This window comes from Paenibacillus residui (genome assembly GCF_042677205.1).
GTDB classification, from domain to species: Bacteria; Bacillota; Bacilli; order Paenibacillales; family NBRC-103111; genus Paenibacillus_L; species Paenibacillus_L residui.
Genome location: NZ_JBHTIU010000057.1, coordinates 1 through 16,542 on the forward strand (window position 1 = coordinate 1; position 16,542 = coordinate 16,542).

The 16,542-nt window shown below is 46.2% G+C and carries 11 protein-coding genes; 6 read left to right on the forward strand and 5 right to left on the reverse strand.

The window, feature by feature from the left end; translation table 11 throughout:
* Positions 1-140: 140 nt before the first annotated feature.
* The 5 genes from ACFQ03_RS16385 (at position 141) to ACFQ03_RS16405 (ending at position 7,147) form a co-directional block, all read left to right on the forward strand.
* Positions 141-1,928, forward strand: a complete 1,788-nt coding sequence (locus ACFQ03_RS16385; protein ID WP_379289459.1) for a sensor histidine kinase — start codon at positions 141-143, stop codon at positions 1,926-1,928.
* The gene (locus ACFQ03_RS16390) at positions 1,918-3,534 is read left to right on the forward strand and encodes a response regulator transcription factor (protein ID WP_379289461.1); all 1,617 of its coding nucleotides are present in this window, start codon (positions 1,918-1,920) and stop codon (positions 3,532-3,534) included. Before ACFQ03_RS16385 ends, ACFQ03_RS16390 begins: the two co-directional genes overlap by 11 nt.
* 103 nt (positions 3,535-3,637) lie before the next feature.
* Positions 3,638-5,002, forward strand: coding sequence for an ABC transporter substrate-binding protein (locus ACFQ03_RS16395; protein ID WP_379289463.1), 1,365 nt, complete (start codon positions 3,638-3,640; stop codon positions 5,000-5,002).
* 101 nt (positions 5,003-5,103) lie between these two features.
* Positions 5,104-6,138 carry a Gfo/Idh/MocA family protein gene (locus ACFQ03_RS16400; RefSeq protein WP_379289465.1) on the forward strand — a complete coding sequence of 345 codons (1,035 nt, stop codon included), beginning with the start codon at positions 5,104-5,106 and terminating at the stop codon, positions 6,136-6,138.
* Positions 6,131-7,147 (forward strand): Gfo/Idh/MocA family protein, encoded by a 1,017-nt coding sequence (locus ACFQ03_RS16405; RefSeq protein ID WP_379289467.1) that lies wholly within the window; start codon positions 6,131-6,133, stop codon positions 7,145-7,147. Before ACFQ03_RS16400 ends, ACFQ03_RS16405 begins: the two co-directional genes overlap by 8 nt.
* Positions 7,148-7,341: 194 nt before the next feature.
* Here ACFQ03_RS16405 and ACFQ03_RS16410 read toward each other — a convergent pair whose 3' ends face one another.
* From ACFQ03_RS16410 to ACFQ03_RS16430, 5 genes are all read right to left on the reverse strand, one after another.
* Complete coding sequence (locus tag ACFQ03_RS16410; RefSeq protein ID WP_379289469.1) at positions 7,342-8,949, reverse strand: response regulator transcription factor; 1,608 nt, start codon at positions 8,947-8,949, stop codon at positions 7,342-7,344.
* A 4-nt stretch (positions 8,950-8,953) separates the two neighbouring features.
* The gene (locus ACFQ03_RS16415) at positions 8,954-10,747 is read right to left on the reverse strand and encodes a cache domain-containing sensor histidine kinase (protein ID WP_379289471.1); all 1,794 of its coding nucleotides are present in this window, start codon (positions 10,745-10,747) and stop codon (positions 8,954-8,956) included.
* A gap of 108 nt (positions 10,748-10,855) precedes the next feature.
* Entirely contained in the window at positions 10,856-12,205 is a 1,350-nt protein-coding gene (locus ACFQ03_RS16420) for an ABC transporter substrate-binding protein (RefSeq protein WP_379289473.1), read from the reverse strand.
* A gap of 447 nt (positions 12,206-12,652) precedes the next feature.
* Entirely contained in the window at positions 12,653-13,441 is a 789-nt protein-coding gene (locus ACFQ03_RS16425; protein WP_144940637.1) for a carbohydrate ABC transporter permease, read from the reverse strand.
* Positions 13,442-13,497: 56 nt separating this feature from the next.
* A complete protein-coding gene (locus tag ACFQ03_RS16430) occupies positions 13,498-14,403 on the reverse strand; it encodes a carbohydrate ABC transporter permease (protein WP_379289475.1) in 906 nt (301 codons plus the stop codon).
* Positions 14,404-14,832: 429 nt separating this feature from the next.
* Here ACFQ03_RS16430 and ACFQ03_RS16435 point away from each other — a divergent pair, with 429 nt between their 5' ends.
* Positions 14,833-16,278, forward strand: a complete 1,446-nt coding sequence (locus ACFQ03_RS16435; RefSeq protein ID WP_379289477.1) for a serine hydrolase domain-containing protein — start codon at positions 14,833-14,835, stop codon at positions 16,276-16,278.
* The last annotated feature ends 264 nt before the right edge of the window (positions 16,279-16,542 follow it).

Consider the following 16,542-nt stretch of genomic DNA (forward strand, 5'->3'; position numbering starts at 1 on the left):
GAAACGACTGATATTGACGCCGATTCGCTCGCTTCTTAATGCTGTAGAACTTTTGACTGTCCAGTACATTTAAATCAAAATGATTTAATCTATATACCAATATCCGAGTGACAAACCACGACGAGACCAAGGTGAAGGCTATGAAAAATCCGATTAAAGTGTTTTCCCTTCAGGCAAACCTCTTTACTTCTTTTATGATAATTTCTGCCATCCTCATTTTAACGCTCGGAATAACCAGCTATATGATTACGAATCAAGAGGTCGTCGATAAGACGATCTCTTCACGCATTTTATTGCTGGATGAAATTAACAAGCAAATCGATATTCAGCTTCAGGCTATTGAATACGATTCCATGGTTGTGGCCAGCCATCCCCTGATCGAGCAGTATTTGCAGGAGGACGAGGACTCTTTTTTCAGGATTGGGAGAAATGAGCAGGTCATCGATCTGCTCAGCAGACAAAGCTATATTAAGGAGGGAATTCACTCCGTTCAACTGTATGCCAAAGATAGCGTGAACAGTTATTATACAGGGGCGAACGGTATTTTTGCCTACTCCATTCTGGAGCAGTCTCCCATGTATGACATGATCCGGCATGCGGATTATATTTGGCTTGGCACCAATAAGCTTATTAACGGCAGCTTTGTACGGGTTCATGATGAGGTGGTCAGCTTTGCCCGAAAGGTGCTGTCATCCGGGGGAAAGGAGCTTGGGGTGCTCGTTGTTAATATGAAAATTTCGTATATGCATAAGCTGCTATCGAGTCAATCGGCAGATGCCGGAAGGTTTTTGCTGGATTCCAGTTTAAGGCTTATTCTCGATTCCAGTCAAATCAAGAGCGATGCCCTTTCCTATTCTGCCATATCTGAAGCACTGCCCGAAATTATGAACCAGGGAAATTTTCCAAAGCAATTTGTGACACACGATTTCGATGAAAAGCAGCTGCTGGTTTGGAGCAAGCAGCAGCGAACGCAGTGGGTGGCGTTGGATGTGATTTCATGGCAAAGCATAACAGCCGGCAGTCAAAAAATTAAAAGCACAATGGTTATCGTCACGGTGATCTGCGTTCTGCTTGCCATTACGTTTGCTTATTTTCTTGCAAGACAGTTTGTTAATCCTATCAAAGGGCTTGTGGGTGCCATGAAGCATTTGAGAACGGGCAGGCTGGACACGCGCATCGACAACGAATATAGCAATGAATTCGGTTACTTGAACAAGCAATTTAATAATATGGCCACCAATATCGAGGAGCTTATCGAGCGGCTGAATAGGCAAAATCAGCAAAAGAGAGAAGCCGATATCAAGGTGCTGCAGGAACAAATGAACCCGCACTTTATTTATAACACGCTCGATGTGATGAATTGGCATGCCATTGAAGCGGGGGCAGACGAGATAAGCCGAATGCTTTCCCTGCTTGGCAAAATGCTCAGAATAGCTCTATCCAGCGGCGAATCCTTCGTACCGATCGGGAAAGAGGTGGAGCATATCACTTGCTACGTTGAGCTGCAAAAAATAAGATATCAGGATCAAATTCACATTCATCTCAATATTCCGGAAACCATTTATGATTATTATTTACCTAAATTAATTTTGCAGCCCTTCGTCGAAAATTCCATTATTCATGGGTTCCATTCCAGAAGAAAAGGGTTTATAGCCATTCGGGCCATGGAGTCTTCAGATACCATTAATTTTATCATTGAAGATAATGGCCATGGGATGGAGGACACGGCCAAGGTGCGGGAGCAGCAGCATCACGGCGTAAGAAATGTTTCGGACCGAATTGATCTTTATTTCGGTTCTGCATATGGCGTAAACATAGAGAGTGCTCTTGATCAAGGAACGACGGTCACTATTACAATTCCGAAGCTTTCAGCCATTCCTTTAGATTGGGAAAAGTTTAGAGAAGGGCAGGATAGTCATGGGCGCTAAGATTAAGGCAATCATTATCGATGATGATCAATTGACCTTGCAAGGGTTATCAAGAACGATCGATTGGCAAAAGTTAAATGTTGAAATTGCTGGTTTGGCGATCGATGGTGTGGAAGGGCTTTCGATGATTCAGGAGCATCAGCCCGATTTAATTTTGACGGATATATATATGCCCAGAATGGATGGAATCGCTATGCTGCAGTCAGCAAGACAAGCGGGCTCCAAGGCAGAGATAATTATTTTGAGCGGGTATGAGGATTTCAAGTATGCCAAATCAGCTTTAAAGCTGCAGGTAGCCGATTATTTGTCCAAGCCGGCAACCGTTCCGGAAATCGAAGCGGTACTCCTGGAAACGATCCAAAGGATAAAGCAAAGCAATCAGCTTGAGCAGGAAGAGAAGGAGCTAAAGGAATTAGTTAAATACCATCTGCCGGAGACGAAGAAGCAGCTGCTCAAGGGAATGCTTGAGCCGCATTTTTGCCAGAAGGAATTTTTTAAGCGAGCGACCAAGCCATTAGGATTGAACTTTGCAAACCAAGCGTTTGCTGCTGCGGTATTGGAATATGCGGTTCCCATCGGCAAAGCGCATTATAAGAGTAAAGATCTGTTGACGTATACCTATGCAATCACGAACATATTGGAAGAACTGGTTTCGAAAGAAACGAATGTTTATCTGGCGGATGTCCAGAAAGATAAATTTGTGCTTCTCTTCGCGTTTCCCGCTTATTTAAGAGCAGAGACGGCTAAAAATAGAATCAAATATATGATCAAGCATTTTATAGCGCCAATCAAAGATTATTTAAAGCTTGATGTATGGGTTTCTCTGGGATCGATTGAAAGTGACGCTGCTTTGGTTTGGCGTTCTTATCGCAAGGCGATGAATGCTCTTGTCGAGAGATCCTCTGCGGAAGATACCTGGCTTGTAGCCGATGAGCAGGGGGCGGATAAGCTGCCCGCATCGCTTCCATCCAAGCCGATCGAGCATTATAAGTCGCTTATGGAGGCTGTATTGGAGGGGAGATCCGATGAGCTTGCTGCCCATATTGCGCGTCTGCTTGAAGCGCTGAATGAACTAAAAGCAACGAATGTGCATTATATTCGAAGCGTAGTTATTGATTTAATGGGCATGCTTACGATCGGCTTGTATCAGCAGGGTGTGCTTATGGAGGAATTATACCCGGATGTACGCTGGTATCAGGACCTGGAGCGCATTAATAATGCCCAGAACCTGGAATCGTGGCTTAACGATACGATGGCCCTTTTATGCAGTGCGATGGCTAACCGCGTGAATCATAAGCATAAGAAAACGGTGGATTACATTAAAAAATATGTCAAAGAGCATCTGGCAGAGGATGTTACGCTGGATATCATTGCAGATAAGGTGAGCTTGACCAGAAACTATTTAAGTCAAATCTTCAAGGAAGTCACCGGTGAAAATTACAACAGCTACGTGACGCGCGTTCGAATGGAGCGGGCCAGGGAGCTTATGATGAGCGGGAAGTATAAGCTTTACGAGATTACGGCAATGGTCGGTTACAAAAATAATGCTTATTTCAGTCAGCAGTTTAAAAAGCATATGGGCTGCAATCCGTCCGATTATTGCTAGCAGTATATATTTTCGATACTTTTTATAGATTTATATTATTTTGTTTGTAGTGCGATCTCCTATAATAAAAGACAGCAATTTAATTGCATAAGGAGTGAATGACATGAAGAACGGCAGCAACAGGTTCAAGAAGTCCTTATTGATCGTAGCCATATCCGCTTTAATCATGTCGCTTCTAGCCGCATGCGGCCAGAGCAGCAATAGCGGAGGGAGCGGACAAGGGGGGACAGGCAGTCCGGAGCAAGGGGAGAATAACGAGAAGATTGAATTGCGGTTTGCCTGGTGGGGGTCACAGGGCAGGCATGATAGAACTTTGCAAGCGATTGCAAAGTTTGAGGAGAAGCATCAGAATATAAAAGTTATTCCTGAGTATTCCTCATGGGACGGATATTGGGAGAAGCTTTCCACACAGGTATCCGCAGGCAACGCACCTGACGTAATGCAGATGAGTATTTTGTATATCAAAGAATATTCAGAACGGAATGTACTGGCCGATTTGAATCCCTTCGTCGGCAGCGCTCTGAAGGTAGAGGATTTAAATGCAGATGTACTGAGCAATCAAGGTACGATTGATGGAAAGCTGACAGGCATCCCGGTTGCCGATAATGCATCCGTTCTGCTGGTCAATAATGAAATGTTTGAACAGGCGAATGTAAGCAAGCCCGATAAGGATTCCACTTGGGAGGAGCTGTTTGCCGTATCGCGGGAGCTGAAGGCCGCACTGGGGGATAATGTATATGGAATGTTTGATGCCTCTTCTTCTCTCGAAGCCTTTATGTACTATTTGTTCTCTAAAGGCGACAAGCTATACTCGGACGACAATCGGCTGGGCTATAACGACGATAACTTAAGAGCATGGATGAGCATGTGGGAGACGGCCCGCAAGGAAGGCATTGTTCCTCCGGCTAATATTACGGCTTCCGCACTGCCGCTGAGCAACGCAGATCCTAATAAAGATGCGCTGTTGAAAGGGACAGTGGCCATGATGGGCCCTACTTGGATAGCCGCTTTCCCGGCCTATCAGTCGGTGATGACGGATAATGTAGACATGATTTCGTATCCGCATGCAGAGCATACGGGCAGCGTGCTGCAAACCGCCATGTTCTTCAGCGCTTCCGCTAAGTCGAAGCATCAGGAAGCCGCTGCTATGCTGATTGATTTTCTAGTAAATAGCGAGGAAGCTGCGGATATTCTGGAAACGGAACGCGGCCTTCCGGAAAACAAGAAGATGCGTGAATATTTGGCGCCAAAATTTACAGATCGCGACAAAAAAATGATCTCGATGCTGGAGCATATATCTGAAAGCCATCCAGCCTGGTATGATGCCGGTCCCAAGGGGGCAGGCGAAGTGACTGCGCTATTCGAGAAGGTTATTCAGAAACATCAGTTTGGTCAAACAACCATCGATGAAGCGGTGAAGGAATTCCGCGTAGAGGCTGACAAAATATTTGCCAGAAATAACGAATAGAGCTGCCATATATTAGCTTTCTTTAGTGCAACATAGATAGAGGACCGCTGCAGCAGCGGCCTTCTATGTTTCATCGGAAAAAAAAGATAGAGGTGAGGGCAATGGGAGAGAAAAAGTTTTCTATTATTGGCTGTCAGCATAACCATATTGAAATATTTATAGATCAAATGTATCAGTTGGGCTATAGCTGCGCCGGTATTTTGGAGGAACATGACGGGACGTTAGCGAGAACGATCGCTGAGAAATATCAAATCCCATTGGTGGAGGACAAGCTTTCATTGCTGGGTGAAGAGGTAAAAGTCGTAGGCTGCGCAGGCATTAATAATGAAAAAATAGATGTGATCGAGCTGTGTGAGCAGTATGGCAAATCGATCATGGTAGACAAGCCGGCTGTCGTAAATAAAGAGGCTCTGGCGCGCCTGGAGGCGGTCATGGAGCGGAATCGAATTAAGGTGGGCATGCTGCTAACCGAAAGATTTCATCCTGCGATTTATACCCTGAAACAATATATTGATGCCGGAAAGCTCGGGGAGCTTGTTCATATTGGGATGAGAAAACCGCATAGGCTTAACGCTTCTTCACGACCGGAGTGGTTTTTTAACAAGGAGCAGTGCGGGGGGATATTGATCGATTTATTAATTCATGATTATGACCTTCTGCGCTGGTTTACAGGGCAAGAGATAACGAGCTCGGCAGGCCTGGTAGGCAAAAGTATACTTCCCGAATATCCGACTTTCTATAATACAGTGAATGTTCAAGTTGAACTTGCTGACGGCTCATTGATGCAGCTTTACGCGGATTGGCATACGCCGCAACAAAGCTGGACCTGGGGGGACGGGCGGATCTTTGTAACAGGAACAAGGGGGTTCGCTGAGCTTCGTCTTAGCGGAGATCCCTTACTGTCGCCAAACTCTTCAATCATGCTGTTCGTCAGTGAGGAAGAGGAATGGAGCGGAGTGGAACTGGTCCAGCCTCCTGCCACCATTACAGCAGATTTTCTCCGCTATATAAGAGGAGAAGCTTCTCTGCTTACTCATGAGGAGATTCTCAAGGCGAGCAAGGCTGTATTGGAAGCCGATGCTGCCATCCCCTATACGACAGTTACATCAGATAAGGAGAGTAAGAAGCATGTTTGAGCCTGTCAGGTTTGCCATTGTGGGCTGCGGGGTAATCGCCGATATTCACGCGCAAGGCATCAGCCGGCTTGATGAAGCGGTATTAACTGCCGTGTGCGATGTCGATGAGGAGAAGGGAAAGGCATTTGCATTAAAGTATGGCGCTAAATATTATGCCGATTATAAGGAACTGCTGGCCGATTCAGATATCGAGGTGGTCAATATTTGCACGCCGAGCGGTATGCATCCTCAGCATGCGATGCTTGCCGCCTATGCAGGCAAGCATATTATTTGCGAAAAGCCGCTTGCTATAAAACTGGAGGACCTATTGCATATGATTCAGGTATGCAAAGAGCAAGACGTAAAGCTGGCCACCGTATTTCCTAGACGGATGGCGCCGGCAGCGCAATATGTCAAGCGAATTCTGGAAGAAGGAAGGCTTGGCAGGCTCACCTTATGTGATGCTTATGTAAAAATATACCGTTCCCAGCAATATTACGACAGCGCTGGCTGGAGAGGAACGTGGGACATGGATGGCGGGGGAGCGATGATGAATCAAGGGATCCATATTGTAGATCTTCTGCAATGGTTTGCCGGCCCCGTTAAATCGATTTATGGAAAAGCCTCGGCGCTGCAAAGAAACATTGAAGTGGAGGACACCGCTGTCTCTTTGCTTACCTATGAAGGAGGAGGGCTGGGAGTCATGGTCATGACAACAACCTCCAATCCGGAGCTGGGACAACGGGTAGAGCTTCATGGAGAGAGAGGCACGCTCGTCTATGAAGATGATGAAATCAAGCAGCTCCTGATCGATGGCAAAGCTGTAGCGGTGCCGGCGTTCGAGCCGTTCATCGTTCTTCCGGATGGCCATCGTATTCAAATCCGCGATATGGCGTACGCTGTGCGTGAAGATCGAGAACCTGTCGTAACAGGCGAGGACGGTATTCATGCGCTGCAAATGATTTTGGGCACGTATGAATCTTCTCGCTTAAACAAGGAAATTCATCTGATCATGAGAGAGGAAGGTTAAGTCTTCTAATCGTCAAGAAATGGCGAGAGCATGGGATAGAGCCGGCTCAATCCGGACAGCTCCGAGGTCGAATTTGACTGCAACTCGTCGGGAATCCCCCATAAGCATGCGATGAAAAATGATAGCCCGAAAAGTTTCCGAGATTAAAACGCAAAGAGGCTAATGCTGCTTGCCTGCATTGGCCTCTCCTGCCTTTAGTGAGATTGGAATCTCATTCTGTAATCGTTAGGCGACATTCCGCTAAAGTTTTTAAACAGCTTGTTGAAGTAGCTTTTATTATCATAGCCTAACGAATCCGCGATGTTGTCGATGCTGCGCGTTGACTGGTCCAGCAGCTCCTGGGCCTTCTCCATCTTGGAGCGAATCACATATTCGATAAAATTCTCGCCGGTTTCCTTCTTGTACAATCGACTGAAATAGCTGGGGTTAAGGTGCAGATGCTTGGCGACTTCCTCCAAGGTTACTTTACGGTGCAAATTCATGGCGACATAACGCTGCGCTTCCCAAATCTCCATTCTGTTAGGCTGACTGAATAATTGGCTGGTGAAGGCAATGGCTTCTTGCAGAAAATCGATGATAACCGCTCGCAGGGCGCCGATGTTTTCAATGTCGAGGAAAATCCGATGCAGAACATCCTGGGAGTACAGAGTGCGAAAATGCTGCATACTTTTGAATTTGATCTGCAGGCTCAGCAGTATTTTGAGAAACCACTCCTTGACCACCTCCGGGTTATAATGGTTCTGCCTGATCCATTCGAGCCAATGGTCGACCTCCGCTTCAACGTCCTCTGTTTTTCTTTCCAGCACAATTTTCTGAAATTGCTCAACGGCAGCCGTGTAGTGCAAGTACAGGTCGTCCGCGGCATAAGGGAACGGACGATGCTTGTAAATGGAGCCGTATTCCTTATAGAAGCGCTGCTCCTTGCTTTTCATCAGGGTGAGAATGTTGTCTTTTAACGGTTTAAAGGAAGCATTCAGGTCTCCCAACACAAAGGACAGATGGATTTTCAAATATTTACTTAACGCAAACTGAATTTGCTTCAGGCTTCGGCGAACGACATCGAAGTCGTTCACCTTCAGAGAGTTGGAGCTGTCGAATAATAATAGAATCTCCTGCATCGACAGACGGAACAGGACGGTCCCTTCATGGGGCTTCAGAATTTCTTCAATAACATTCTCCACGGCAAAAATACAGTTTTCCTCGGATATAAATTTGCCCCGGGCCGTCCGGTATTCGTCTATATAACCGAGAACGGGCATATATGGCCGCAACTGCAGCTGTATGCTGAACTGCCGGGCTTGCTCCAGCCATTCCTCCACGTCCCACACCGGATTGTACAAGGTGGAGCGAATGAATTGCTCCTTCATAATTTGCTTGTGTGAATGAAGGAGAGGTGCCGCCGGAGGCGCCTGAGAAGCTTCCTTGTCGGCCTGCTGCCGGAGCCATTCTTCCAGAAGTCGGACGACGGTTTCCGATTCAATCGTTTCCTTAAGCAAATAATCGTGCACATTAAGCTTAATCGCTTGCTGGGCTAACTTAAAATCGTCGTGGCAGGATAAAATAATGACCATGACGTCCGGGTTGATCTCTTTGGTCAGACGGATCAATTGGATGCCGTCCATCAGAGGCATTCCGATATCGGTGATCAGAAGGTCGGGGGGATCCTGCTTTACATGCTCGTAGGCCTTCAAGCCATTCTCGAACATGCCGGTAAGCTGTAATTGCAGCCTGTCCCATGGAATCGTTCGCTCCAGAAACTCCAGGACCGGAATATCGTCATCCACCAGCATCACTTTCAGCATAGAATTACTCCTCCTTAGCCCTCGGAATGTAAAGCGTAATTTGCGTGCCTTGCCCCGGCATACTTTCGATTTCGATATTGAACCGATTCCCATAGATTAATCTCAACCGGTCATACACATTCTTGACACCGATTCCCGAGAAGGATTCATCCTCCTGCCGCTCGGGATGGATAGGCTGCTTGAGATTCTCCTTCAATCGGTTTAAGCGCTCTGTATTCATTCCTGCACCGTCGTCTTCAATTCGGATGGCCAGCTCGTCCGCAGCGATTCGAGAGAAAATTCGAATCGTCCCCTTTTGTTGATTAAAGCCGTGAATAATGGCATTCTCGATCAACGGCTGCATGAAAAAGCGGGGAACCTTCTCATCAAGCGTCTCCTCCAGCAGGTTAATCTCCCATTTCAGCGCTCCATGATGCCGGAAATTCATCAGCTTCATATAATTGACGGTCGTGTCCACTTCTTCCTGCAGAGGTACCAATTCATCCTTCTGACTGATGGTCATTCTAAGCAGCTTTGCCAAGGAGCTGATCAAGGCGGCGTTCTCCTCATCGCCCTTGAGCCATATTTTCATCCGGATAGAATTAAGGATATTAAATAAAAAATGAGGGTTGATTTGCGCCTGAAGCATCTTAAGCTCCGCTTTCCGTTTAAGGGTTTGCTCCAGAGTGATTTGCTCGATCATATGCTGAATTCGCCCCAGCATTTGGTCAAAGGAGCGGCCCAGCCTGCCAATTTCGTCCGGCCCCCGAATCCGCGAGCGTACATCGAGATTGCCGGATTCGACCTCGGAGGCGATCTGTCCCAGCCGGACAATCGGCTTCGTAAATTGGCGGACCAAATAAACAAGAATGATTAGAAAGGCGGAGAAGAACATAATTTGCAAAAAAACATTCGTCCGTAAAATTTGATGGATCTGGCCTAAAGCAGTATCATAGGGAGTCATGCTGAGAAGGTACCAGTCCGAATAGGTCGTTTTGTTGGCAACGACCAGGTATTGCTCCCCATTCAAATGAATAAATTGACTGCTGCTCTCGCCTTCAGGAAGTGCTTGGCTATGGGCAAAGGGCTGTCCGATTTGCGATTTGTCGGCATGGGATAAGATGATGCCTGAGCCGGTTAACAGCAGCTTCTCGCCTTCCGCCCGATCATTGGAGAACACCCGGCTAATCTGGCTTTCACTAATGCTTATAATAATATAACCGTATAATTCGGATGAGAAGGTTTTGATCGTCCGAACTAAGGTCATGAATTGTTCATTTTGCTTGCGCTCGGATTCGATATAGGCCGGATGGGTTCCAACCCATAAGGTGCTGGAAGCCGGGAAATCCGGGAGCTCGACAAACCAAGGCTCTTCAAAAAGACCGACGGGGTCGAATTCGTAATAAGGAAAATTCGTATAGTTGGTGCCGTCCGGCAGCAGGATGGTAATATAGGTCTTTTCATCGGGAAAAGAAATATTATCCAGCTTGGCTGTAATTTTTTTGCGGCTTTCAAATAACTCTATCTCGTCCGGTTCCAGATTTAATCGATGTTCGTTTCTTCGCTGCATGACAATGGACCGGATTTCGTTATCGAACTGGATGAAGTTGGAGACATAGATCATTTTATTGATTCGGTTCTCGATATACTGTTCTATAACCTCCAGCGTCTCGGAGGCCGTTCGGACCGCTTCCTCCTTAAGCACCTTCTTGGAAGTGTAATCAGAGAGGATCAATGTAATAATCGTCGGTATGACGAGACATAGAATAGAAGACAGGATGAGCTTTTGGCGCAATGATCTTTTTCGGTACAGGTTCATTAGTCGCATTGACTTCCTAAAGCTCCTTTAGCCGTTTAGTTAACCGCTATCATAATATACATAAGGGAGCAGAATATTTCTACTCCCTTGAAGGACTTGACAGCAAAACTATTTATTTGCGTTAATGATTTTTTGAATTTTGTCTTTAGCGTTAGCTATCGCCTGGTCTATATCCTGCTGTCCCAGAAGAACGAGATCGACTTCGTCCTGATAAGCTTTATAGACCTCGGCCTGGAACGGATGGGCCGGCGGCAGGGAAGTCATTTTGGCATGATCCAATACATATAGCAGGGATTCCTTATCTACCATTTCCGGTTTCTTGGTCTGGTTGATGATCGCTTCGAGAAGCTTGCCCGTATCTTCCTTCTTCCAGGAGGTCAAATACTTCTCCATGGAGGAAAGTCCTTCGGTCGAGAGATATCTGGCGAATTTGTAAGATTCTTCTTTATGCTTTGAAGTCGACGAAACCACTAAATAGTTGGAGGACGACACAGCATAACCGCCTTCATCCTCGGGGTTGTTTTTCGGAATCGGCGCGAAGATCGTTTTATGGTTAGCTTCGTATTGATCTGTTCCTCCCGCTTCACCGATCATCCAGGAGCCGATGACAATCATGCTTGCCTTGCCGTTGAAGTAGAGTGGGCGGTAGGACATTTTTTGAGAAATGACATCCACGAGCGGAACGGCGGATTTATCCACCATTTCGGTTTGCTGGCGAATTTCGATCGATTTACGGACACCGGGATCATCCAGGTTGATCGTCAGATCCGGCAAAATAATGTCGTTGTTCTTGGGCTGATGCCATAAGCCTAACGTGTAGTAGTCGGTCCAGGTGTGATGATACGTACCATAGCGCTTGTCGGCTCCTTCGCCGGCCGTCATCTGCTTGGCATAATCCATGAAATCGTCCCAAGTCCAATCGATCGTCGGCACCGCCAAGTTGGCTTCCTTCAAATGATCCTCGTTCAGCATGACGAACCAGGTGCTGAACGTACCCGGAAGGCCATAATACTTGCCGTTAATGCCTGTATTGGTCTTGTATTCTTCCTCGTAATTGAAGCCTTCCTGTTCAATGAAGGTGTTGAGCGGCTCCAGCATTCCGTTAGCGGCGCGCTGGGCGTAGCTTCTTTCATCGGCGATCAGGAAGACGTCGAGAGTCTCTCCGGAAGCGGAATACAGGTCAATTTTTTTCATGATTTCGTCATTTGTAGGTTCGGTCATCGGTACGTAATCAACCTTGATGCCGGGGTTCAGCTTTTCAAATTGTTCAATTACCGGCTGCATCATTTCTTTGGTAAAGGTAACCTCTTGTGCATGAAACTTGATAGTGACTTGCTGCGGCTTGCCGTCTTCATTAGCACCGGGAGCAGCGTCCTTCTTGGTGCAAGCGCTTAAAATTAAGCTTACAACAAGGAGAAAAACAAGAGACCAGCTTGCTGCTTGTTTTCTACGAATCATTTTTACACCCCTCTTATTTATTTGTACAGACTTCATCCTATCATGTTTCGGAAATGATCAGCATTTCAAATTTTTGACTGGATTCAAAATTTTTTTACCACATAGGAATCTTTAAGTTCTTTACAGCGTTAATACGATGAAGATATAGATTCCTATTGGCATAAAAAGCCTCCTCTAATATCGGGTTATTCATCTTCGAAGAGGCTCCGTTAGGAGCTTTTTTTACCACATAGGAATCTTTAAGTTCTTTACAGCGTTAATACGATGAAGATATAGATTCCTATTGGCATAAAAAGCCTCCTCTAATACCGGGTTATTCATCTTCGAAGAGGCTCCGTTAGGAGCTTTTTTTACCACATAGGATTCTTTAAGTTCTTTACAATGTTAATTGATGCAGAACAAAGAATCCTATCGGCATAAAAAGCAACCTCTAATGCCGGGTTATCGTTATCCTTTGACGCCGCCTAGCGAGATGCCTTCGATGACTTGCTTCTGCCCGATGATAAAGATTAACAGCAGGGGAACAATGGCGATGACAGAGCCTGCCATCATTAACGAATAGAACTCGCCGTAAGCGTCTGCAAATTTCCGGATGCCGACCTGCAAGGTAAGAAGTTTCTCGGAGCGCAGGAAAATTAACGGGTTCTGATAGTCGTTCCAGGTCCAGATAAAGCGTAAAATTCCGTACGTGGCAATAGCCGGGCGTACCAGCGGCAGCGCGATCGTGAAGAAGATTTTCCAATGTCCGGCACCGTCTATACGGGCTGCTTCCAAATACTCGTTATTCACCCCGAGGAAAAACTGGCGAAGCAAAAATGTTCCCAGCACACTGAAGCTGCCCAGAAGGATGAGTCCGATGTGGGTATCGAATAATCCCAGCTGACGGTAAAGAATAAATTGCGGCACGAGAACAGCCTGGCTCGGAATCATAAAAGTAGACAGCACTACCAGGAAAGCCACGTTCCTGCCCTTGAATTGAATCTTGGCGAAGGCGTAAGCGGCCATGCAAGAAACCAGCACGGAAACTAACGTGGTCAGAACCGTTACTTTAATGGAATTCCAATAAAATAAATAAAGCGGATATTTGCCGAGCCATACTTCTTTGTAGTTTTGGACGATGTTCCACTTGCTCGGAATCCATTCAATCGGATATTTGAACACATCCGTCTCAGGCTTGAACGATGCGGACAGCATCCAGATAAAGGGCAATAAAAACGTAATCCCGATGAGGAACATCAATAAAGTAACGAAAGCTTTCCTCCATTTATTGCTATTCAATTGTCAGTCCCCCCTTAATAGTTCACCCATTTGCGCTGTCCGTACCATTGAATGAGAGTAATAAGAAAGATCGCGAAGAACAGGAACAAGGCCATTGTTGAAGCGTAGCTCATCTTCAGATTGATAAAGGCCGTTTCATATAAATAGTAGACGACGACAGAGGTCGAGCCTGCCGGGCCGCCCTTGGTCAATACCTGGATAATGTCAAATACCTTGAAGGTGCCGATAATTCCGGTGATCAGCAAAAAGAAGGTCGTAGGCGACAGCAAGGGCAGCGTGATCGATTTGAACTTCTGGGAAGCTGTAGCACCGTCGATATCCGCAGCCTCATACAGCTCTTGCGGGATGGACTGCAGGCCGGCAATATAAATGATCATATTGTAGCCGATAGATACCCAAACCATGATCATCATAACGGAAGGAAGAGCAAAATGAATGTCTGCGATCCACTTGGGAGGATCGGCAATCCCTAATGACATTAACATACTGTTGATGGGGCCATAAGAGGGATGGAACAGCACTTGCCACACCATCGCTACAGCAACAATGCTGGAAATATACGGCATGAAATAAACGACTTTAAAAAAGCTTTTGAAATAGACGCTTTTGTTGATAATGACGGCTAAAAATAAGGATATGGCCAAAGTGATAGGAACGACGAGCAGAAAGATCAGGTTGTTCTTGATAGATTTCCAGAATAAATCGTCATTCAGCAAGTTTTTAAAATGAGTAAGCCCTGCAAATTCCACACCTCTAAAGCCCGAAATATGATTCCAGTGAGTGAAGCTTAATATAAAGGAAGCGATAATCGGCATAATTAAAAATATGGTGACTCCTATAAGCATGGGAGCAATAAACAAATATCCGGTTAACGTTTCCCTCCATTTCTGCTTATTTATTGCAATCACGCCTTTCGTCATGTTGTGCAGCATCGTAATCTATATATTAGAAAACAAAGACGGGTTCGGAGAAGTTAAAAAGATGACTGATTCAAAAATATTTTGACTTTTAAAAATCACCCGAGGAAACTAACCTGAAGCGAATCAGAGGCGGCCGCTGCCGGTGACATTTATTAAACTTCCGCTGTTTGGTTGTTATTGTTCCAGTTTCTGGGTAGTATCAAGAGTACAAAGTGTGATTTTATTTAAGAGGAAGGGAAGAAGGTAGTCTAAGTCTTTCCGAACCGAAATTTTGCCGGGCGTGACGGCATGATACTATATAAATCGAAGGCTGTTCTGTTATTCGTAAAAGGGTGATGGAGCAGTTACCAAGGCAAAGCTATCTCCGGAGGCTCGAACCAAACTCAATGAGCCCGGACCACCTGAGCGGAGAGGGAGGATGGGGAAAAGATGAGGATCGAAAGCGACAAGCCGGAGAATCACGGGCTTTCGTCCAAAGCGTTGCTGGAGTTCTTTCAACAAATTGAGCATTCGGGCTTGGGGGTTAACAGCTTTATGCTGCTGCAGAACGGCAAGGCAACCGCGCAGTATTGGCGGGCCCCCTATCGGAAGGATTGCCCGCAGCTGTTATTTTCTCTTAGCAAAAGCTTTACGTCCATAGCAACCGGGATTGCCTGGGACAATGGTTTGCTGGGCCTGGAGGATAAAGTGATCTCCTATTTTCCGGACCGATTGCCGGATACAATGTCGCTGAACTTGGCGAAGATGAGCATCCATCATCTATTATCTATGAATACGGGCCATGCAAATAATATATATGGTTTGGTGGCTAATGCAAAAGATTGGGTAAGGGCCTTTTTGTCGTTAGAGGTGGAGCGCGAGCCGGGCAGCTTCTATTTATACAATACTCATGCTACTTATATGCTGTCTGCTATTATCGAACAGGTGACCGGCCAGAATCTGGTTGATTTCCTGATGCCCCGGCTGTTCGAACCGTTAGGAATCCCGAGACCTTCCTGGGAGACCTGTCCGATGGGCATTACCGCAGGAGGGATGGGACTAAGCCTGACGACGGAAGGCATTGCGAAATTCGGCCAAATGCTCTTGAACAAAGGAGTATATGACGGACAAAGGATCGTTTCGGAACGATATATTCACTTGGCGACCCGGAAGCAAAGCGATAATCGGATGGCTGGGGATTCTGCGGATTTTACACAGGGCTACGGGTATCAATTTCACTTGTGCAGGCGAGGCTGTTACAGGGGAGACGGGGCTTTCGGCCAGTTATGCTTTGTTGCTCCCAAGGAAAATCTGGTGATTGCAGCCACTTCAAGCTTGAACGGCAGGCAGCAGTTAAAAGCTTTACTGGATTTGATATACGAGCATATTCTCGATCAACTGGATAACAATCATTCTCCAAGCCTGGAGGACCATCAGGTTTTGCAGCAGCGCCTGGCCAGCGTGACCTATCCTGTCCCTGGATTTCAACCGGTTCCCGAGGGCGTTCCCGATTTCGGGCAGCGTTCCTATCTAATGAGCGAAAACCCCCGCGGCCTGCATAAGCTCGATGTGTCCTTGAAGGGGAAACAAATAGAGCTTCAATTTACCCATGACACGTATGCTTACCGTCTCTTATTTGACGTGACAAAACCGGTCCATACCCAAGGGCTGTTTGAGAAAGACCTGGCCCTGCACCGACAGGAGGTCGTCACCTACGCTACCTGGTTAACCAAGAATAAACTGAAGCTTACTTTACTCTATATTGAAACTCCCTATTTGGTGACCTACACACTGTGTTTCAAAGAACGGGAACTGGAGCTGGAGCTGAATTACGAAATGAATGTATCCCTATCTCCTCATACTAAGGAATTTAAAGTCGCGGGGCATTGTATTTAACCCTGGGAAGAGAGCGCCAAAACCTCGCCTTGGGCTGTGGTGAATCACGTTGCCGGCCTCTCCCTGTTCCGGTCCTTCGACGGAATCTTGTGATTGATGATAGGTTTCGCATGAGAGAAGCGATCTAACTGTATTTTATGCAGGCAGTTTGGAGTGCATTTCCAATAATGGCTGTACTATCTGGAAAGGTGTGGAATTTGAAAACTAAAAATTCCTGTTGGTGCTAAGAAATAGCCTTTGAATGAAAAGGAGCGCCTCTGGTAC